We start from the raw sequence: 19,034 nt of genomic DNA on the forward strand, positions 1-19,034 counted from the left end.
GCTTCAATGATGATCATTTAATCGGTTATGATAGAAAGATTTATATAGAAGCCCTCTCATGAGATACGATTGGTTCTATTGTACTGCGGGTGAAGAATTATGGCGCTGTATGGTATACCTGTATTGGTGATGAAGGAGGGCACCCGTAGAACAGTCGGTAGAGATGCTTTAAGAGCAAACATAGCTGCAGCGAGAGCGCTTGCAGAGGTGTTGAGGACAAGCCTAGGGCCCAGGGGACTAGACAAGATGCTTGTCGACAGCTTCGGGGATGTCACAGTAACCAATGATGGTGCCACAATAGTTAAGGAGATGGAGGTCCAGCACCCGGCTGCAAAGCTGCTCGTCGAGGTGGCTAAAGCCCAGGACGCTGAGGTAGGCGACGGCACAACCAGCGCCGTGGTACTAGCCGGCACACTCCTGGCTAAGGCCGAGGAGCTCCTGGATCAAAACATTCACCCAAGCATCATAATCGAGGGATACACCAAGGCCATGAAGGAGGCGTTGAAAGCACTCGACGAGATAGCGGTCAAAGTCAACCCGAAGGATAAGGATGTGCTCAGAAGGATAGTTAACACAACGATTTCAAGCAAGTACATTGGGGGAGACGTGATATCCAAGAAGATCACTGAGATAGCCATCGATGCAGCCCTAGCCGTGGCTGAGCCAAAGCCTGATGGAACATACGACTTCAGGGTCGACGACGTCAAGATAGAGAAGAAGAAGGGAGGCAACGTCCTAGACACGCAGCTGGTCTACGGCATAGTCCTCGACAAGGAGGTAGTGCACCCAGGCATGCCGAGAAGGGTTGAGAACGCTAAGATAGCGTTGCTCGACGCAGCCCTTGAAATCGAGAAGCCGGAGATAACGGCCAAGATAAATATCACGAGCCCCGAGCTCATAAAGGCGTTCCTCGACAAGGAGGCCGAGATGCTGAAGGAAATGGTTGACAAGATAGCGAGCGTTGGGGCAAACGTGGTGGTCTGCCAGAAGGGTATCGATGAGGTTGCACAGCACTTCCTCGCGAAGAAAGGCATACTCGCAGTGAGGAGAGCTAAGAGAAGCGACCTAGAGAAGCTTGAGAGGGCGACAGGCGGGAGAATAGTCAGCAGTGTGAGAGACCTGAAGCCCGAGGACCTCGGCTACGCTGCACTAGTAGAGGAGAGAAGAGTCGGCAACGACAAGATGGTGTTCATAGAGGGATGCAAGAACCCCAAGGCTGTGACAATACTGGTCCGCGGAGCAAGCGACATGGTCATGGATGAAATAGAGAGGAGCATAAAGGACGCCTTAAACGTGCTCAGGAACGTGATGAGGTCGCCTAAGATAGTCCCAGGCGGCGGTGCAGTGGAAATAGAGCTCGCAATGAGGCTGAGGGAATACGCTAAGAAGATAGGTGGGAAAGAACAGCTAGCGATAGAGGCATTTGCATCCGCATTAGAGGAGATACCCCTCATACTCGCCGAGACAAGCGGCAGGGAGCCCCTTGACACACTCATGAAGCTGAGGCAGCTCCACAGTGAGGGCAAGAAGTATGCTGGCGTTAACGCTGTGACAGGCGAGATCATAGAGGACATGGCGGCGAGCAATGTGATTGAGCCGCTACTAGTGAAGGAGTCAATGATAAAGACGGCTGGTGAGGCAGCCGTTACAATACTGAAGATAGATGACGTCATAGCCGCCAGCCCGGTCAAAAAGGAGAAGGAGAAGGAAGGCAAGAAGGAAGGCGAGGAATCCAAGCCGCCGAGCTTCGACTAGGAGTCGATGCGTTTTTTAAAACACTATGCTGGAGGCCGCCGGCCTATTCTCCCCCACCGGTTATCATTTATTAATCCAGTGAACCCTTAACCTATAGTGTCTAAGCCCCAGAGGTGGTTACATGGCTTCAGAGATAACGAGGATTTACGAGGAGGTTTTCTCTAAGAGGATGACGAGGTTCGAGGTGGCTAGAGTAGTCGGTGCAAGGGCGCTTCAGCTCTCCATGGGGGCGCCCCCCGTGATAGATGTATCATCGCTACCGGTTAAAGACCCGGTTTACATCGCCATAAAGGAGGTGTTAACCGGCTTACTACCAATGTCTATAAGGAGGGTGCGTGATGGGAGAGGAGAACTCGTCCCAATCGGGAGACTACTTACACCAAGCGTTAGGAGAAGTCTTGAAGTGGTTCTCGAGAGCTGGGATATCAGTCGTAGAGTCTAGGGAGTTCACGGTACAGGGTAAACGGGTAGTAGACCTCGTACTCGTAAACCCTGTTGACGAAGAGTTGTTTAACGAGCTCTACACTTATCTCTCAGGGAGAGGTATACAGCTAATACAGTTGAAGACTGAGAAACCCGTCGTCAGGTTAATCGAGGCCGATGCAGGGCGCAGCAGGTTCAAGCTGGCTTTAACCATGGCGTCCCTTATCACGATAGGGTTAACCGGGTACGGGCTCTCGGAGTCATTCCTTAGCCTAGGGGGTCGTGTAGCAGATACAGTGGCTTTGGCCGTCAACACGCTTGCATACACGTTGATATTCGCACTGGTCCTCCTAACCCATGAATTCGGCCACATTTACATCAGCAGGAGGTCGGGGGTCAGGATAGATGGGCCCATACTGCTCCCAGCTCCCCCGATACAGCTCGGGTTCCTTGGGACATTCGGCGCAGTAATATACATGAGGACCCTGCCGCCCTCGCGAAGAGAGCTGGCTAAGCTGGGTGTTTCGGGACCCCTGACAGGCTTCATCGCGGCGACAATAGTTGGTGTTGTAGGCCTATACATGTCCCCGGTTATACCTGTTGAGCAGGCAGCTGAGATGATGGGTAAAGGAGAGTTGACGCCTACACCGGTCTCCAGCCTCATGTTACAGGTGATCACGTTGCTGAGGCCTGGCAACGGCGGCGTGATAGTCATGCACCCCCTCCTCTTCATAGCGTACATAATGTACCTGATCACATTCCTGAATCTGCTTCCAATAGGGCAGCTCGACGGGGGGCATGTTGTGAGATCCTTCACGAACAGTGAGACCCATAGGAGGCTTGGATCCCTCACCGTAATGATGCTGCTAGCGGTCGGCACGCTACTCTTCCTCCTCGGCAGCAGTGCTTACTCGTTCTACCTGAGTCTAGGAGCCGTTGCAGCCCTACTCTACCTCGTGGTTGCCAGGGGGCGGCATCCCGGGTACGCTAACCAGTATGATGAATCGGATTGCAGGCTGTGCCTCGCACTATACCTGCTACTAGTGGTGTTGACAACCCCCATTCCACTATGGTAGTGGCTTGGTGAGCGGGGTAGAGCCGTGGATGAGCCGTGGTGTAAGGATATGGGATCTCAAGGGCAGGGTCCTCGTTATAGCTGAGAAACCTAAGGCGGCTAGGAAGATAGCTGAAGCGTTATCGCCTGGATACGTTACGAGGAGGATTGGCTCAATACCGGTCTACGAGATCAACGCCTATGGCTCCATGATACTTGTGGCGAGCTCTGTTGGACACCTCTACGAGTTGAACACCGGTGTGAAAGGATACCCGGTTTACAGCTATGAGTGGGTTCCCTCACACCTGGTGAACCCGGGTAAGAGGCATGCGAGAGAATACCTCGAGGTGTTGAAGAAGCTTTGCCGCGGCGTAGACTACTATGTTAACGCATGCGACTACGATATAGAGGGCAGCGTCATAGGATACCTGATAATAAAGTTCAACGGCGACGAGGAGAAGGCGCTCAGAGCCAAGTTCTCCAGCCTGACACGCGAGGAGCTGAGGCAGGCATTCAACAACCTGGCGAAACTAGACTACGAGATGATAGAGGCAGGCCTCTGCAGGCACGAGCTCGACTGGCTATGGGGGATAAACGTTAGCAGGGCCCTCATGAAGGCGGTTGAGGATGCAACCGGCAGGAGGATCGTCCTCAGCGCTGGAAGAGTTCAAACACCCACGTTGAAATACGTGGTTGAGAAAACCGTGGAGAGAAACCTCTTCATACCTCTACCCCAGTACAGGGTGACGGTTACAGCGGAGAGGAACGGCGAGGAAGTGGTTCTCGAGTACGCTGGAAACCCGGTTGAGAAACATGGAGAAGCCAGGAGCATTGTTGAAAGAGTTAGGAGGCAGGGCTACCTCATCGTGGAGGAGGTTGAAGGGAAAACCTACGTGTTGAAGCCGCCGCCCCCATTCAACCTCGGCGACCTCCAGGAGGAGGCGGCCAGGATATACGGGTTCAGTCCAGCCAAGACTCAGGCTATAGCTGAGCAACTATACCTCGACGCATTGATAAGCTACCCGAGAACCAATAGTCAGAAGCTCCCTCCAACCCTGAACTACAGGGGGATCCTTGATAATCTCGCCTCAATAGGGAAGTACAGTGGATTAGTGGCCAGCCTGCTCTCCGAGACCCGCGGCGTCTTGAAGCCTGTTGAAGGGGAGAAGGAGGACCCGGCTCACCCAGCAATATATCCCACTGGTATGAAACCAGGCGGGCTCACAGATGAGCAGTGGGCTGTCTACGATTTAATAGTGAGGAGGTTCCTAGCAGTCTTCGCGCAGCCGGCTAGGCTGACACATTATACTGTTAAAGCCGTGACGCCGAGCCGTGACGCAGTATTCAAGGCGAGCTGGCAGAGGGTTGAGGAGCAGGGGTGGATGAAGTACTATGGCTTCCACACCTATAAGTCGAGCAGGGCACCGGGGCTTGTGAAAGGGGATAAGCTGGGAGTCGTGAAGGTATCAATGAGGGAGTCATATACGAAGCCGCCTAAGAGGCTGTCAAAGATAGATGTGTTAAGGTGGATGGAGAGCGTTGAGATAGGTACCGAGGCTACTAGAGCCCAGATAATAGAGAAGCTCTTCGAGAGGAAGTACCTGTTCCTTGAATCGAAAGGCATAGGTGTCTCAGACCTCGGCTTCGGCGTCGTGGAGGTTGTAGAGAGGTTTTTCCCAGACCTCCTCAGCATAGAGTTAACCAGGAGGTTCGAGAAAGAAATGGATGCTATAAGACGGGGGTTGAGGAGCAGGGGGCAGGTGCTGGAGGAAGCCAAGCGCATCCTCACAGCTATGCTCGGCGAGTTCGATGAGAACAGGGTTGAAGCCGGGAGGCAGCTCGCTGTGAGACTGGGTGTCGCCGAGCCTAGCCGAGGCAAGTGTCGCATCAGCTCGTGTAAGCGTGAAGCCGTTGAGGAGGGGCTCTGCAGGCATCATGCGAGTGCAGCCCGCCTCATCCACGAGTACTATGTTGAATGGTCTAGGAGAAAGGAGATAGGGTTCGATGAATACGTTGAGAAACTGAGGAAGTCTAGGAACACGGGTAAGTGGATCAAGGAGGTCATAGAGGCAGGCGTGGTCAAGGCTCCTAGGTTCCCCTGAAGAAGAGTGATATGTAGCCTAGGTAAGGGATCTTGAATACGTAGCCGTTGAAGCCTACGACCCTGCCGAGAACCCTTTCATATGGTACGCCTAAACCATCCTCGAAATATATTAAGTCGGGTACACTATTATTGTCGCCCTTTGTAACATAGTAATACCTGCCGTCCCTGACCTCAACATCTATAACTCTATGTATTATGAGCCTGTCCCCGGCACTATATATCACTATATCGCCCGGTTTAATGGAGTCGGGCGGCGTCTTCTCCAATAATACTACATCGCCCTCCCTTAGAGTGGGCAGCATGCTGTAGCCCTTCACGACGGCTAGGAGAGAACCCCCGTTGAGGAGCATTGGGAGCACTAGTAGCACTATAAACGCTAGGGCTAGGGTGGTTGCCAGTAGGCTCGGCAGATACCTCCTGACTCCTCCATACGCCGCCTGCCCACTACTCATCTCCTACTCCTCTTCCAGGACGTCGTCGAGATCTATCACTATTTCCTTAGGTGGCCTAGCCTCCTCACCGCTCTCGAAAACCTTCCTACCGCCCTCGCCCTCAACCTCCAGCGACCTACCACCCACCTTCAACTTGCTGACAGGCCCCCTCCACCTGTGGCCACAGCTCCTACACCTCATAACCCCCATCACGGTCACAGTGATCCTCCCCTGGGAGTCGGGGAAGGGGGAGACCAGTTGCCACGTCTTCTCAACATCCACCTCGCTACTACCGCACCTCGGGCACTTCACCTGGCGACTACTCATGGACCGCCACCCAGTTGCCACAGTGTTAGCAGCAATGCTATGACTAGCGGTAGAGGTACTAAAATAATTTTCCTCCCTATTCGAGGGGCTAGGGTGCAGATGGCGAGTGCTAGGGGAACTGGGAATGCAAGCAGGGGTTGCTTAGCGTGGAGCGCCCCGAGAACAGTAGCCGTGGAGAGCACTGATACGGGGAAGAGGAGGTAGAGGTACGGGTTCTTCACTCTGTCAAGGATCCTGAGTGTGAGAAGCGACCAGGCTGTATACGATGCCAGGAGGCTTACTGAGAGCATTAACCATAATAACTCCCCCATGGCAATATATCACCCAGGGTGCATGGCGAATGTACCTGGACATATATGATGACGCGTACATAATAAAAGATGTCAAGGCAAGAACAGTGCTGGACAGCAGGGGGAACCCGACAGTTCAAGTCAGGGTTGTGACAGAGGGGCTTGGCGTAGGCGTGGCGAACGCGCCTAGCGGGGCTTCCACGGGCAGGCATGAGGCAGTCGAGCTAAGGGATGGGGGAAGAGACTTCAAGGGTAAAGGGGTTTCAAGAGCCGTTGAAAACGTGAACAAGCTGATAGCCCCGGCCCTAGTAGGGTTGAGTTCCAGGCGTCAATACGAGGTGGACTCGAAGCTTATAGAGATAGATGGAACCCCGAACAAGGCTAGACTCGGAGGCAACGCTATTGTAGCCACGAGCCTGGCGGTCGCGAAAGCCGCGTCATCAACCATGGGTGTCCCCTTCTACTACTACCTGGGTGGTAGGGCAGCCGACACTCTCCCAGTCCCCTTGCTCAACATAATAAACGGCGGTGTACACGCTGGGAACAAGCTTGACTTCCAGGAGTTCATGATTGTGCCAGCAGGGTTCAGCAGCTTCCACGATGCTTTGAAGGCAGCTGTGGAGGTCTACCATGAGTTGAAGACCATTATAAAGAACAAGTATGGGCCTACAGCGGTGAACGTTGGCGATGAAGGCGGCTATGCTCCACCCCTTGAGAAGGTGCGCGACGCATTAGACTTGCTTGTAGAGGCGATAAAGGGAGCCGGCTACGAGCCCGGTGGACAGATAGCTATAGCCATTGACGCGGCGAGCTCCCAGTTCTACAGGGAGGATAAGGGAGCATACATTGTTGAGGGCAGGGAGATGACCAGGGATGACATGCTGCTCCTCTACGAGAAACTCGTGGAGGACTACCCGGTGGTGAGCATAGAGGACCCGTTGCACGAGGAGGACTTCGAGGGGTTCGCGGAGATGCGTAGGAGGCTTGGAGGCAGGATACTCATAGTCGGCGACGACTTATTCACAACCAACCCGGCTAGGTTATCCAAGGGGATTGAGACCGGTGCCGGTAACGCGGTACTGGTGAAGGTGAACCAGGTGGGCACGCTCTCGGAGACCATTGACGTCGTCAAGATGGCGCATGAAAACGGGTATCGAGCGATAATCAGCCATAGGAGCGGTGAAACCGAGGACACCAGCATAGCTGACATAGTCGTCGGGCTGTCCACGGGGCTCATAAAGACGGGTGCTCCTGCGAGAGGTGAGAGGACGGCGAAGTACAATAGGTTGCTTGAAATAGCTGAGGAACTGGAGAAGCCCAGGTACCCTGGCTTCAAGGTCTTCCCGAGAAAACCATGATTTTTCTACTTATGGGATTACTAGGCCTATAATCATCAACGCTATAGCAGTTATCACCGTTAGCTTCAGGAACTGACTTACAGTGAGATTAGGTAGCTCCTTCAAAGCCCTGATCAATAGTGTCAGAGCCATTGAGAACCCGATCACAAGCAGGATCACGAAGCCTGCGAGGAATAGCCACGTGCCCACACCACTCACCTTGCCCAGTGCACTTACCAATGCATTCACGGCTGCACCAATCTTCTCAACCACCATGCTGGGTCCCGCTGAGACTATGTCCTCATCGAAGGCATTTAAATCCTTGGACTAATAGTTTCAAGCATGGATGATGATGGTTAAAAGCGTGTAGCCGGCTTGGCGATGACATGCACCAGGCTTCTGATCACGCGTCTAAGGCTCTATCACTGTCCCCTCCTCGACCTCTCCCTTCACGATGGCGTCTGCTAAGCCCTTCTGATCGAAGCCGGAGACTATGATTACTTTCACCCCGATCCTCCTCGAGAGCGCGCTCATCGATTTAACTTTACCATATATGCTTCCAGTAGCATCACGACCCTCCTCCCTGCTGAGCAGCTCGAGGACCTCCTCCATATTACCACTGTTTATCCTCCTTATCAGCTCAGGGTTTTCACAGGTATATGGGTTACACGTGTAGACTCCCTTCACATCCGTGACGAGCACTATCCGCAACGGCTTAATGCTCTCGGCGAGTAGTTCGAAGACTTTCTCGGTTGAGACCACCGAGTAGCCTCTCTCGGAGGGAATGCACTCGCCATAGACAACCGGTATCAACCCAAGGGAAAGATAGTTGTAGACGGGGTCCGGGAAAACCCGGTATCCGCCGCCGGGGCTAGCTGAGACTATTGCGCTTGTCTGGAGGCTTGACGCCGGTACTCCGAGAGCCACCAGGTGGTCGACCACCATTCTGTTGAGGAGCCTCGTGGATTGATGACACTTCACAACGCACTGCACTGGGTCGTTAACACAGTATTTTTTAACAGCGTAGTGGGCGAAGCTCCCGCCGCCGTTGCCCAGGATTAACCCCACCTCTCCATGCACTTGCTTCAACACGGCTGCAACAGCGTCGAGAGCATCCTTCCTCAGCGTGACCGGCTTCTCCTTAACTGTTATAAAGCTCCCGCCGAGTTTAACGTAGACCACGCCTCGTAAAGCATGGTTCAAGCCGGGCACGGCCTCCACCGGTGAACCAGTGATCACTGGAAAACATTATATTGCTTAACCCTGGATCAATGGTGAACCAGATGTGTCGCAGCTCAGTGGTGGCAATGCGCAGGTTGCTTAACCGGGTACCGTCAACCGTGAGACGTGAGTGGAGGATAATACTGGCTAACGCGCTGGCACTCCTACTAGCGGTTTCAGGGTGGAACTACTACGATGTAAGATACTTTATAAACTACTGGTTCGACTACTTCAAGGAGGGCAGGCCACTGGATATTTACAGTGGGCCCCCCATGGCGAAGGTCGCGTACCCGCCTCTCGCCGTTTACATATTCATAGTACCGCACCTCATCGCCACAAGCCTCCCTTACAGCAGTATCGCACTGGTCAGGTTGATTGATAAAGCCCCCTTGATAGCGGCGTTCAACATGGTGTACCTGATCCTTAGGAGAAGGTATGGGCATACAGCCGGCAACCTGTGGCTTCTAAACTATATGGTGTACGGGGTGATCGCCGACTACCAGTTCGACCTAGTGGCAGTTGTATTCCTGCTCATGGGCTTCATCTATTTAACCGAGAGGAAATACACGGCGGCATCAGTCATGATCACGCTTTCAGCACTGGTAAAGCAGTTGCTAGCAGTCTTCATGGTTTTCCCCCTCATAGAGTTGTTCAAGGCAAGGGATTACAGGGGGATGGCTAGAGTACTACTCGTATCCCTTGGTGTTGCATCGGTATTCATAGCTCCCTTCATGCTCCGCAACCCGTATGGTTTCATAGGGAAGGTGCTCTTATTCCATGGGGAACGCTACCCGCAGAACTATAGTCTATGGGCGCTCCCAGTGCATCTCAGCTGGTATAATATAGCGTCACTCCCCTCCTGGCTGACATGGGTATGGATCATGCCTTTCACGCTCGCTCTCTTAATCCTCTACTTATACTTCTACCGTGATACACCGGTAGGGCACGACTCGCTCCTGGGATACTTCGCCTTGGCATCCCTCCTCATGCTAGTGTTAAACAAGGTTGGGAACCCCAACTACTACCTTTGGGCATCAGTATTCCTCGCAATATACATCGCCAGGAACATTCATAGGACACCCCGTAGACTCATATCCCTCTACATATTCATACCCCTGCTAATAGGGTTGATAGCAGGGTTCCTCATAGAGTTCACTGCCGCGGTAGTGGGCGACGACATATTAATGGTGGAGGACTCCAACTGGGTTTCAGCGGAGCAACTCATAGCATGGAGCACCGGCATAGACTCAATCCTCTATAAGTTGATCATCTATGCCAGGAGCTCCCCAGCGTTCTTCACATTCTTCTCAGTGCTCAACAGTGCAAGAGGAGTCACAGCAACGGTTGCAACACTACTCTACAACTCGTATCTAATCTACACGGCGGTGAGAATAGCTAGGGACATATCACGGCATAAAAATCGGTGAAGATATGGATGCCTAGATGTAGCTCCAGACTCCTTTACCCCTGTAGTTATATATGATGGTTTTATATGCCGTGACATACTCAACCGAGTACCCTATTCCCTCCCGGCCTATGCCTGAATCCTTTCTACCTCCATAGGGATAGTACCCTATCCCGTGGCGGGGCATGTCATTTATGTAGATGGCGCCGAACTCGAGTAGCCTAACAAGCCTACGGATATCCTCTATATCATGGCCGAAGACAGCGGCATCCAACCCGTATCTCCTACCGTTTGCGAGCTCCACTGCTTCATCGAGACTCCTGTAGCTGGTTATCAACGCGACTGGTGCGAACACCTCCTCCTGGTAGAGCTTCACATCCTTGATCCTCTTGTTATCCTCGAACCCTATGAGGGTTGGCTCCACATAGTTCCCGCCTAGCCTTCTTCCACCGTAGAGTATTCTTCCACCCTTCTTCACAGCGTCTTCAACAGCCTCCATCATAGTGTCAACAGCTGCTTCATCTATCAGGGGCCCCATGTCGACATCCTCCCTCCGGGGATCACCGACGCGAACCCTTGAGAGCCTCTCCACGATTCTCCCGGCGAGCTCATGGTAGGCGTCTGCGCTGACTAGAATCAGCCTTATCGCGTCGCATCTCTGGCCAGCGTAACTATATATCCCCGTTGAAATCTTCTCTGCTGCATCCTCCAAATCGGCGTCGGGCAGCACGATCGCTGGGTCCCCTCCACCCAGCTCCATGATGAACTGCTTGATGCCTGCTGATCCAAGTATCCTCCTGCCGGTCTCACTGCTCCCTGTGAAACTCACAACTGAGATCCTTCTATCAGCAACCAGCCTCCCGCTCTCCCTACCGGGCACCATGGCGACAGCGAGTCCATCCCGCGGGAACCCAGCCTCCTCCAGCAACCTGGCCAGCAATAGAACTGGCAGTGGGTCGGCTGAGGGTGGCTTAACGACTACAGCATTACCGCTCACGAAACTATAGGCTATCTTAGACACAGTGTCGAAGAGCGGGTAGTTGAAGGGTATTATCGCTAATACAACTCCATACGGCTCCCGTCGCACAACCGCCTCGGTTTCAATGGTTGTTGAATCCCAGTCGCCCGGCATGTACTCTCCGAAAATCTTTCTCGCATCGAACACTGATGCCTTCACCCTCTCAATTGACGCGTTGACCTCGCCCTCAGCCTGCTTCCTTGTCTTACCCGAGTTAAGGATCAACGCGTTAACCATATCCCTTCTATGCTCCTCCAACAGCTCAGCTAGTCTTCCAAGTATTTCAAGCCTCCTCCAGCCGGGAGTATTCCTCACAGACCACCTGCCCTCTACGTAGATGGATTCAAGTGCTGAGTCAACAAGCTCCCACGGCGTCTTAGAGACCCTTGCTACCAGGGATCCATCTATTGGTGTGGCGACATCCAAGTATTCGCCTGTATCAATCCACTTGCCGGCTAGGTAGGCTTTGAAGAAGGGCACGTTGTCCTCTACTCTGAGTATATCCTTGAAGAGCCTTGATTCGAGCTCCAACACGGGTTGCACCCGGGGTCACTAATGTTGAAGAGTGCTATTTAATATTTTGATGAAACCTTATAATAATACACTGTGCAGCTCGACCAGTATCTTTTCATTGATTTTTCAATACATGCTTAGCCTCCGTAGAGGAGGCCTGGTGATAAGGTTAATAACCCCCATCAACTTTAAAATAATGAAAGCCTCAGACAACATGGTAGAGCGGGATACAGTCGTGTCCAGGCAGCAGAAGAAACACAGCTGGAACCCATACACCAGTGACGTGCAGAGGTTCAGCATATATCCAAGGATACAGGCACCCCAGGAGGACTCATTAAAACCCGGCAGGATTCTAACAGTCGAGATAGGGGATGTCGACAAGCATGGAAACGGCGTGGTCAACTACAAGGGGACGAGGATAATAGTGTACAATGCGAGCCTCGGGTCGAAGGTGAGGATCAGGATCACAAGGGTAAACGGTGACACCGCTTACGGAGAGATCCTGGAGACGCTGAGTGAAGCTGATGAAAGATACCAGTAACATATTCGTTGAAATAGCATTGGAGATAGGGGTTGAAGCAGCAGACAAGTTGGAGTCAGGTGAGCCCCTAGAGGGATCGCTCGCCTGGAGGGTCATGGATCTACTTGCAAGCAGACACAGGCACACGGTGATTTATGAGGATGAAGAAGTAGATGGTGGCGTGGAGTGCTACGTGATCGCAATGGAGATCGACGGTGGCTACGTGTTCTACCTAGCTAAGAAAGGGGATTCCTCGCTCTGCTGGATGAGCAGTAGTGGGAGTGAAGTGTCAAAAAACATAAGGAGACTGGAGGCCCTTCTAGACGAGTGCACCGGGTAGAACCCTCTATTTTTTATAGCCTATCCTCCTAAGGAACTCTTTCCTCTCCTCCCTGTCCGCCGCGCCTTCAACACCCAGGGGTGGATATCCGTCGACGACGCCTATAATTGTCCTCCCCTGGTTTGTCTCGGCGACCAGTACCTGTACAGGGTTCCCTGTTGCAACGTAGAGTGAAACCACTTCCTGCACGTTCTTCAACTGGTTCAAGATGTTTATTGGATAGGCGTTCCTTATGTAGAGGATGAAAGTATGGCCTGACCCTATCTTTAAGGCCGCATTGACCGCCGCGTTAACCAGCTCTTCATCGTTTCCCTCATACCTTACAAGCCTTTTCCCGCTTGCCTCGTTGAACGCTAACCCGAATCTTACCCCGGGGACGCTTGTTACGAGGACCTCGTATATGTCCTCAACGGTCTTTATGAAGTGGCTCCGCCCTATGATAATGTTGGCGCCCTCAGGGATCTCTACGTCTACCACATGTATCGAGACGCTCATTCCCTGACACCCCGTGTAAGACTATGGGGGCCCCGGGATAAATCCCTGGCTTCAATGCTTCAACCGGTCTAAGCCGTGGAGGAGGGAGTGTATGTCGATTAAGCACTCCTTTTTAACACGGTTGCCTTGAAACACCACTCCCTCCACCTCCAGTAGCCGCCTTTTAACCCCCACCCCGCCGGGCGTGTAGCCGCCTAACCCTCCATTACTGTACACGACGCGGTGGCATGGAACCAGGATGGGATCCCTATTGAGTGAGAGGCATCGTGCAACTATCCTTGGATGCACGCCGAGAACCCTGGCTATGCTGGAGTACGTTGTGGCTGAGCCTACAGGTATGATCATGGTAAGCATGTACACGGCTTCACATATATCAGTCATTAAAGCACCATGTGCAAGGAGCCTACCTTCCCTGCTCTCAACCACTATCAACGCTTACACCCGGCGGCACTCACACATCGATCACTCGGGTCCTTAGGTTATTAAGTCCAAGGCCTCTACCTATCCATTGATGAGGGGGTCAACAGTGTTGGACTTCCACATAGTAGTCGTCAGCGATAGGATCGCGGGTGGAGAATCCATTGATGTAAGCGGTGAGAAAGCCGTGGAATACCTTGCCAGCAGGGGATTCAAGGTTTCAGGGAAAACGGTGGTCGGCAACAGTTACAGGGACATAGTCAGGGTGCTACGTGAATCAAAGAGCAGGGTCATTCTCTTCATCGGTGGCACGGGACCCAGCCCCAGGGATATAACAGTAGACGTCCTCGAGTCGCTCGCGTGGAGAGAGCTCCCAGGCTTCGGGGAAGCCTTCAGAAGGCTCTCCAGCAGCACCATAGGTCATAGGGCAATTCTCTCACGTGCAGGACTCTACATCCTGCCTGATGGGAGGATAACCGTGGCGCTCCCGGGTTCGACTCAGGCCCTTGAAGTAGGCTTAAGTATACTGGTCGACATAGTGGGGCACCTGGCTGAGGAAGTAGACAGGTTCGAGGGCCCCCACAGGTGACTCACAGTATGGCCGGGTGCATGGCGGTAAGCTTCGATGTATGGGGCACGCTCGTAGATCTCGATAAGACTCTTGACCACCTCTCAGAGGTGGCTTCAAGGAGGCTTGGGCTCACCGGGGAGGAGGCACGTAGAGCTGTATACGGGTCTCATGACGATGCACGGAGGCTTAGGAGGCTCACGCCAAACCTGCATCCAGCCGAATTAATTTCACGTGCAAAGGAGATGCTTGCAGCACGCTTATCAACTGAGACACGTGTAGTCGACTCAATACTGTTCGAGGCCTTTACAACGGTTAAACCCGAGGCAATACTATACCCTGACGTGGAGCCCGCACTAAGCGAGCTCGAGGAAGCCGGCTGCTACATGGGTGTAATAGGGAACGTGCTCTTCTGGCCCAGCAGCTACACTGTCACAGTACTAGAGAGGATCGGCCTCTCCAGGTATTTTAAGACACTGGTTTTCTCGGATACAGTGGGCTACAGTAAGCCCGACAGAGGTATATTCCTAGAGTTCGCGGAGGCCTCAGGATTCGAGCCAGGCAGAATAATACACGTAGGGGACAACACACTAGAGGATGTTGGAGGAGCCCTTTCCTCAGGGTTCATCGGCGTATTGATAAACAGGAGAACCCGTAGAAACATGTATATCGAGGAACTGAAGGCAGCAGTAATCAACGACATGAGAGAACTACCAAAACTCTACCACGAGATATCACGCACAACATGCACATGAAACACAACGATACAGCCAATCCCGACACCACACCCTAAATCAACCAGTCCTCAAGCCTCCAAAGCAGTACAACACGCAAACCCCGTACCCCCGTCGCGGGAAACCCTGAACACCCCTCGTTGTTTTTGGTCGAAGTGATCGCTTTATACAAACAGGTTGATCACCCGATTCTGGATCCCTCCCGTTGATACTGGTCGAAGTTGCTCCGCATACTCTTTCCAGTTAAAACCGTAAGATATTTAAGGCTGCGACCCAGGAAACATAACATGTAGAAGAACTTCGACAAATGCCTCAATGTAAAGAGGATTGAAAGATCCGGGCCGAAGTAATCGACATATTGGCCCGTAAAATGGGGCCTCAATGTAAAGAGGATTGAAAGGTTCACATTTGCGAACACTATTCATACCCATAGACAATGTGCCTCAATGTAAAGAGGATTGAAAGACCTCTATCCTTATCCACTTTTCATAAATGGGCCGGTTTCGCCTCAATGTAAAGAGGATTGAAAGTCGCACTGATTATCGAGGAGGGCTTACTCCTATGGTTCAAGCCTCAATGTAAAGAGGATTGAAAGATATCCCCGGCGGTCGCCCCACGGTATATGAAGCCCTCGGGCCTCAATGTAAAGAGGATTGAAAGTCCCAGCTGGAGTAGTCATCCAGATGCGGTTTAACCATGCCTCAATGTAAAGAGGATTGAAAGTTATAGCTAACGCAATACGCTCGCGTCTTTCTTCCACTAGGCCTCAATGTAAAGAGGATTGAAAGCGAATTAAGACGCCTAACCCTCCCCAGAGCCTGAGGGCCTCAATGTAAAGAGGATTGAAAGCCAACGAGCTAGGCTGGTACGGCATCCATTACAGGGAGAGCCTCAATGTAAAGAGGATTGAAAGCTCTAAGTATGACCTCCTCGGTAGCCCTCTCAATACATGGGCCTCAATGTAAAGAGGATTGAAAGGTGTAATGCACCATTAAAGCCTGCGTGGTCTTTATGATGCCTCAATGTAAAGAGGATTGAAAGACCCAATTGAGGTTTTCACCGCTCACATATCCCTGAAGCCTCAATGTAAAGAGGATTGAAAGCTCGGGTTAGTGTAATTGATGCTGGTTACCTGCTGCAGCGGCCTCAATGTAAAGAGGATTGAAAGAGAGGATCCCGAGCTACCTGAAGGCGAGAAGATAATCCTAGGCCTCAATGTAAAGAGGATTGAAAGTTTCTTCAGCTCAAAGCCTATATCGTGGTCTAGCACATAGCCTCAATGTAAAGAGGATTGAAAGATACTATCGCATTACTCCAGAAGCTATTTGACACGACTGGGCCTCAATGTAAAGAGGATTGAAAGCTATTGCTACTCCACACGCCTCCCCGCTAGTGAACCACGGCCTCAATGTAAAGAGGATTGAAAGTAAATTGTTTAAAATGATTATCACTCAACCTCATGGACGCCTCAATGTAAAGAGGATTGAAAGGTGGGTACGTATATGGTGCTACCATTAGTAAGGTATATGCCTCAATGTAAAGAGGATTGAAAGTTGCACAGGCGTTTTCCTGCTGCTGTTCTAGTTATGGCGCCTCAATGTAAAGAGGATTGAAAGATTTTCTGCCTTATCTAGGCTGGCCCGGCTCATTAAACCAGCCTCAATGTAAAGAGGATTGAAAGCTGAGGAGATCCCCGCAGAGTCGTGAGTCAAGGGCTTTTATGCCTCAATGTAAAGAGGATTGAAAGTTCAGCTGCTGATCAATTCTGCCCGCCCACTTCAATATTGGGCCTCAATGTAAAGAGGATTGAAAGATATTGGCGCCAGACTTATTATATTGAACCTCGTTTAAAGCCTCAATGTAAAGAGGATTGAAAGGCTCTAACAAGTTGAGCCGGCTGATAGCCTTGCGGTAGCTGCCTCAATGTAAAGAGGATTGAAAGATGGATGACTGCTACTGGCAGTACGGCGACTATAGTAGGGCCTCAATGTAAAGAGGATTGAAAGTATAATTATATCGGGAGTGGTTTCGGGTATATATTTTAAGCCTCAATGTAAAGAGGATTGAAAGCTAGATCCCTGATCCTTATAGGATCCTAGACTCGTTAAGGCCTCAATGTAAAGAGGATTGAAAGTAGCTATGTCTTGCAGGGCTTTCTCCGCCTTGCTTAAGCCTATGCCTCAATGTAAAGAGGATTGAAAGAAAATGTCGGGCGGGGTATTTAAGCGTTGTGTTTTGTAGCCTCAATGTAAAGAGGATTGAAAGTTACGATCACCTTGCTTTTCTACTAGTATGAGGTACCCGGCCTCAATGTAAAGAGGATTGAAAGTGCTACCCTTTATCAGCAACGCTAGCTCACGGGCCCACAGCCTCAATGTAAAGAGGATTGAAAGACGAGCTGGAAGTATACCGTGGTATACCAGGCTCCCGTGAGCCTCAATGTAAAGAGGATTGAAAGTGGAGACCGTTACCAAGATCAATAGTAGAACTGAGATAGGCCTCAATGTAAAGAGGATTGAAAGGTAACTTATTTTCATTTTCCAGAAGTGGTATTCTACCATGCCTCAATGTAAAGAGGATTGAAAGTATGGGGTTACAAAAGCTATATGGGATTAAACTGCTGGAGCCTCAATGTAAAGAGGATTGAAAGTGTAGTCAACCCTTGCAACAGGCACAGCCGTGTACACGGTGCCTCAATGTAAAGAGGATTGAAAGCTACCATAGGGGTAGCTTATAAACAGCTGTGTAGTGTACGCCTCAATGTAAAGAGGATTGAAAGCCAGCTTTTACATATATTTTAAGGTAATGGTATCCGTCGCCTCAATGTAAAGAGGATTGAAAGAAAACATACATATATAGTCAGCAGGCGATATATATAGCCTCAATGTAAAGAGGATTGAAAGATACTCTCCCTCACAACCGGGACGGGATCCACCATGCAGCCTCAATGTAAAGAGGATTGAAAGACGTAGGAAGGTATTCCAGGATTCCTTTCCCTTATATCTTTGCCTCAATGTAAAGAGGATTGAAAGTTAAATTTAAAGGCCTCCAACACTACCGCGTCGCCCGCCAGCCTCAATGTAAAGAGGATTGAAAGGTCAGCAACGAGGAGCTTCTGCAGCTACTACGCAACTACGAGGCCTCAATGTAAAGAGGATTGAAAGTTACTGCCGCCACCTTCTTGCCGTCATACTGCAGTGTGAGCCTCAATGTAAAGAGGATTGAAAGATAAGCCTAGTGAGAGAAGCTTCTTCTCACGCTCATGCCTCAATGTAAAGAGGATTGAAAGCCGTCCTGCTTACACCCGGCTTTGCAGGCCTCCCATATTGCCTCAATGTAAAGAGGATTGAAAGCTCACGAATGCCACCGGGTTCAACCCGGCCACAGTGCTGGGCCTCAATGTAAAGAGGATTGAAAGCCACAGTTATAAAGTGGGGCCTGGTGGCCCCGTTCGGCTAGCCTCAATGTAAAGAGGATTGAAAGATATATCCACTCCACTGATTTCACCAAGGGCTCAGGGCTCCGCCTCAATGTAAAGAGGATTGAAAGAGAACACGGGAAGCGATGGATGGGTTAGGGTAAGGGTTGCCTCAATGTAAAGAGGATTGAAAGACGGGTTCCTCCCCTGGCGGCGCCAGCTTAATCCACTCAGGCCTCAATGTAAAGAGGATTGAAAGTGTAAAAGTGCTAAAAGCTAAGTACAACAACTGTAAGGTAAGCCTCAATGTAAAGAGGATTGAAAGATAAAATAAGGCGCGCTAGGGGGCTGGCCGGGGGGCGGAGGCCTCAATGTAAAGAGGATTGAAAGATTGGGACAGATTTCAAGCCCTATGGTGCCCTCCAAATGCCTCAATGTAAAGAGGATTGAAAGCTTCACCGGTGGTGAGGTCAACTATATATGGGCTCGGGCCTCAATGTAAAGAGGATTGAAAGATTAGGTAGGATCCACGGCATCCTACCTAGTAGGGACCCCGGCCTCAATGTAAAGAGGATTGAAAGCTGTAACCGTGGTTGAAACATTACCGGCAAGGAGGGTAGGCCTCAATGTAAAGAGGATTGAAAGGTTTCATATGTCTCCCCTC

18 protein-coding genes and 1 CRISPR repeat array (1 of these 19 running past the window's edge) are annotated in these 19,034 nt (G+C 51.3%); of the genes, 10 read left to right on the top strand and 8 right to left on the bottom strand.

Annotation, left to right across the window (positions count from 1 at the left end):
* Nucleotides 1-99: 99 nt before the first annotated feature.
* From thsA to DESMU_RS05255, 4 genes are all read left to right on the top strand, one after another.
* Nucleotides 100-1,755: a thermosome subunit alpha gene (thsA, locus tag DESMU_RS05240; RefSeq protein WP_013562557.1), complete on the top strand. Its 1,656-nt coding sequence runs from the start codon at nt 100-102 to the stop codon at nt 1,753-1,755.
* 121 nt (nt 1,756-1,876) lie between these two features.
* Nucleotides 1,877-2,197, top strand: a complete 321-nt coding sequence (locus DESMU_RS05245) for a DNA-directed RNA polymerase subunit K (protein WP_013562558.1) — start codon at nt 1,877-1,879, stop codon at nt 2,195-2,197.
* The gene (locus DESMU_RS05250; RefSeq protein ID WP_013562559.1) at nt 2,154-3,254 is read left to right on the top strand and encodes a site-2 protease family protein; all 1,101 of its coding nucleotides are present in this window, start codon (nt 2,154-2,156) and stop codon (nt 3,252-3,254) included. The genes DESMU_RS05245 and DESMU_RS05250 overlap by 44 nt, the downstream gene beginning before the upstream one ends.
* Nucleotides 3,255-3,261: 7 nt before the next feature.
* Nucleotides 3,262-5,334: a DNA topoisomerase I gene (locus tag DESMU_RS05255; RefSeq protein ID WP_245526418.1), complete on the top strand. Its 2,073-nt coding sequence runs from the start codon at nt 3,262-3,264 to the stop codon at nt 5,332-5,334.
* On the opposite strand, the gene DESMU_RS05260 is transcribed toward DESMU_RS05255, so the two are convergent.
* The 3 genes from DESMU_RS05260 to DESMU_RS05270 are packed head-to-tail and all read right to left on the bottom strand — an operon-like array spanning nt 5,321 to nt 6,405.
* Nucleotides 5,321-5,788, bottom strand: a complete 468-nt coding sequence (locus tag DESMU_RS05260; protein WP_013562561.1) for a signal peptidase I — start codon at nt 5,786-5,788, stop codon at nt 5,321-5,323. The two genes, DESMU_RS05255 and DESMU_RS05260, sit on opposite strands and share 14 nt — an antisense overlap.
* A 3-nt stretch (nt 5,789-5,791) precedes the next feature.
* Nucleotides 5,792-6,094 carry a zinc ribbon domain-containing protein gene (locus DESMU_RS05265; RefSeq protein WP_013562562.1) on the bottom strand — a complete coding sequence of 101 codons (303 nt, stop codon included), beginning with the start codon at nt 6,092-6,094 and terminating at the stop codon, nt 5,792-5,794.
* Nucleotides 6,091-6,405 (bottom strand): hypothetical protein, encoded by a 315-nt coding sequence (locus DESMU_RS05270; protein ID WP_013562563.1) that lies wholly within the window; start codon nt 6,403-6,405, stop codon nt 6,091-6,093. The genes DESMU_RS05265 and DESMU_RS05270 overlap by 4 nt, the downstream gene beginning before the upstream one ends.
* A gap of 29 nt (nt 6,406-6,434) precedes the next feature.
* On the opposite strand from DESMU_RS05270, the gene eno reads away from it, so the two are divergent.
* A complete protein-coding gene (eno, locus tag DESMU_RS05275) occupies nt 6,435-7,742 on the top strand; it encodes a phosphopyruvate hydratase (protein WP_013562564.1) in 1,308 nt (435 codons plus the stop codon).
* A 9-nt stretch (nt 7,743-7,751) separates the two neighbouring features.
* Here the strand turns inward: eno and DESMU_RS05280 are convergent, their stop codons facing one another.
* Together DESMU_RS05280 and DESMU_RS05285 are read right to left on the bottom strand one after the other, a co-directional pair.
* Nucleotides 7,752-7,997: a hypothetical protein gene (locus tag DESMU_RS05280; RefSeq protein ID WP_013562565.1), complete on the bottom strand. Its 246-nt coding sequence runs from the start codon at nt 7,995-7,997 to the stop codon at nt 7,752-7,754.
* A 135-nt stretch (nt 7,998-8,132) separates the two neighbouring features.
* A complete protein-coding gene (locus DESMU_RS05285) occupies nt 8,133-8,933 on the bottom strand; it encodes an isopentenyl phosphate kinase (protein WP_013562566.1) in 801 nt (266 codons plus the stop codon).
* Nucleotides 8,934-9,004: 71 nt separating this feature from the next.
* On the opposite strand from DESMU_RS05285, the gene DESMU_RS05290 reads away from it, so the two are divergent.
* Nucleotides 9,005-10,369: a glycosyltransferase 87 family protein gene (locus tag DESMU_RS05290; RefSeq protein ID WP_013562567.1), complete on the top strand. Its 1,365-nt coding sequence runs from the start codon at nt 9,005-9,007 to the stop codon at nt 10,367-10,369.
* 12 nt (nt 10,370-10,381) lie between these two features.
* Here the strand turns inward: DESMU_RS05290 and gapN are convergent, their stop codons facing one another.
* Entirely contained in the window at nt 10,382-11,899 is a 1,518-nt protein-coding gene (gene gapN / locus DESMU_RS05295) for an NADP-dependent glyceraldehyde-3-phosphate dehydrogenase (protein ID WP_048078734.1), read from the bottom strand.
* A 175-nt stretch (nt 11,900-12,074) separates the two neighbouring features.
* Between gapN and DESMU_RS05300 the strand changes: the two genes are divergently transcribed.
* Together DESMU_RS05300 and DESMU_RS05305 are read left to right on the top strand one after the other, a co-directional pair.
* Nucleotides 12,075-12,419, top strand: a complete 345-nt coding sequence (locus DESMU_RS05300) for a TRAM domain-containing protein (protein ID WP_245526419.1) — start codon at nt 12,075-12,077, stop codon at nt 12,417-12,419.
* A complete protein-coding gene (locus DESMU_RS05305) occupies nt 12,403-12,738 on the top strand; it encodes a hypothetical protein (RefSeq protein ID WP_013562570.1) in 336 nt (111 codons plus the stop codon). Before DESMU_RS05300 ends, DESMU_RS05305 begins: the two co-directional genes overlap by 17 nt.
* Before the next feature lie 6 nt (nt 12,739-12,744).
* Here DESMU_RS05305 and DESMU_RS05310 read toward each other — a convergent pair whose 3' ends face one another.
* A complete protein-coding gene (locus DESMU_RS05310; protein WP_013562571.1) occupies nt 12,745-13,233 on the bottom strand; it encodes an adenosine-specific kinase in 489 nt (162 codons plus the stop codon).
* 51 nt (nt 13,234-13,284) lie between these two features.
* Complete coding sequence (locus tag DESMU_RS05315) at nt 13,285-13,659, bottom strand: MGMT family protein (protein WP_245526521.1); 375 nt, start codon at nt 13,657-13,659, stop codon at nt 13,285-13,287.
* A gap of 85 nt (nt 13,660-13,744) precedes the next feature.
* Here DESMU_RS05315 and DESMU_RS05320 point away from each other — a divergent pair, with 85 nt between their 5' ends.
* Nucleotides 13,745-14,239, top strand: a complete 495-nt coding sequence (locus DESMU_RS05320) for a MogA/MoaB family molybdenum cofactor biosynthesis protein (RefSeq protein ID WP_013562573.1) — start codon at nt 13,745-13,747, stop codon at nt 14,237-14,239.
* An 8-nt stretch (nt 14,240-14,247) separates the two neighbouring features.
* Nucleotides 14,248-14,973 (top strand): HAD family hydrolase, encoded by a 726-nt coding sequence (locus tag DESMU_RS05325; RefSeq protein ID WP_013562574.1) that lies wholly within the window; start codon nt 14,248-14,250, stop codon nt 14,971-14,973.
* 288 nt (nt 14,974-15,261) lie between these two features.
* Nucleotides 15,262-19,034: direct repeats of the CRISPR family, unit length 25 nt; unit sequence GCCTCAATGTAAAGAGGATTGAAAG (it continues 309 nt past the right edge of the window).

It is taken from the genome of Desulfurococcus mucosus DSM 2162 (assembly GCF_000186365.1).
GTDB lineage: Archaea > Thermoproteota > Thermoprotei_A > Sulfolobales > Desulfurococcaceae > Desulfurococcus > Desulfurococcus mucosus.

Bases quoted from the DNA above. Each gene is read 5' to 3' on its own strand.
- DESMU_RS05245 (WP_013562558.1), top strand. From the start codon at position 1,877: ATGGCTTCAGAGATAACGAGGATTTACGAGGAGGTTTTCTCTAAGAGG.
- thsA (WP_013562557.1), top strand. From the start codon at position 100: ATGGCGCTGTATGGTATACCTGTATTGGTGATGAAGGAGGGCACCCGT.
- DESMU_RS05280 (WP_013562565.1), bottom strand. From the start codon at position 7,997: ATGGTGGTTGAGAAGATTGGTGCAGCCGTGAATGCATTGGTAAGTGCA.
- eno (WP_013562564.1), top strand. From the start codon at position 6,435: ATGTACCTGGACATATATGATGACGCGTACATAATAAAAGATGTCAAG.
- DESMU_RS05305 (WP_013562570.1), top strand. From the start codon at position 12,403: ATGAAAGATACCAGTAACATATTCGTTGAAATAGCATTGGAGATAGGG.
- DESMU_RS05310 (WP_013562571.1), bottom strand. From the start codon at position 13,233: ATGAGCGTCTCGATACATGTGGTAGACGTAGAGATCCCTGAGGGCGCC.
- DESMU_RS05320 (WP_013562573.1), top strand. From the start codon at position 13,745: ATGAGGGGGTCAACAGTGTTGGACTTCCACATAGTAGTCGTCAGCGAT.
- DESMU_RS05300 (WP_245526419.1), top strand. From the start codon at position 12,075: ATGAAAGCCTCAGACAACATGGTAGAGCGGGATACAGTCGTGTCCAGG.
- DESMU_RS05270 (WP_013562563.1), bottom strand. From the start codon at position 6,405: ATGGGGGAGTTATTATGGTTAATGCTCTCAGTAAGCCTCCTGGCATCG.
- DESMU_RS05290 (WP_013562567.1), top strand. From the start codon at position 9,005: ATGTGTCGCAGCTCAGTGGTGGCAATGCGCAGGTTGCTTAACCGGGTA.
- DESMU_RS05265 (WP_013562562.1), bottom strand. From the start codon at position 6,094: ATGAGTAGTCGCCAGGTGAAGTGCCCGAGGTGCGGTAGTAGCGAGGTG.
- DESMU_RS05260 (WP_013562561.1), bottom strand. From the start codon at position 5,788: ATGAGTAGTGGGCAGGCGGCGTATGGAGGAGTCAGGAGGTATCTGCCG.
- DESMU_RS05325 (WP_013562574.1), top strand. From the start codon at position 14,248: ATGGCCGGGTGCATGGCGGTAAGCTTCGATGTATGGGGCACGCTCGTA.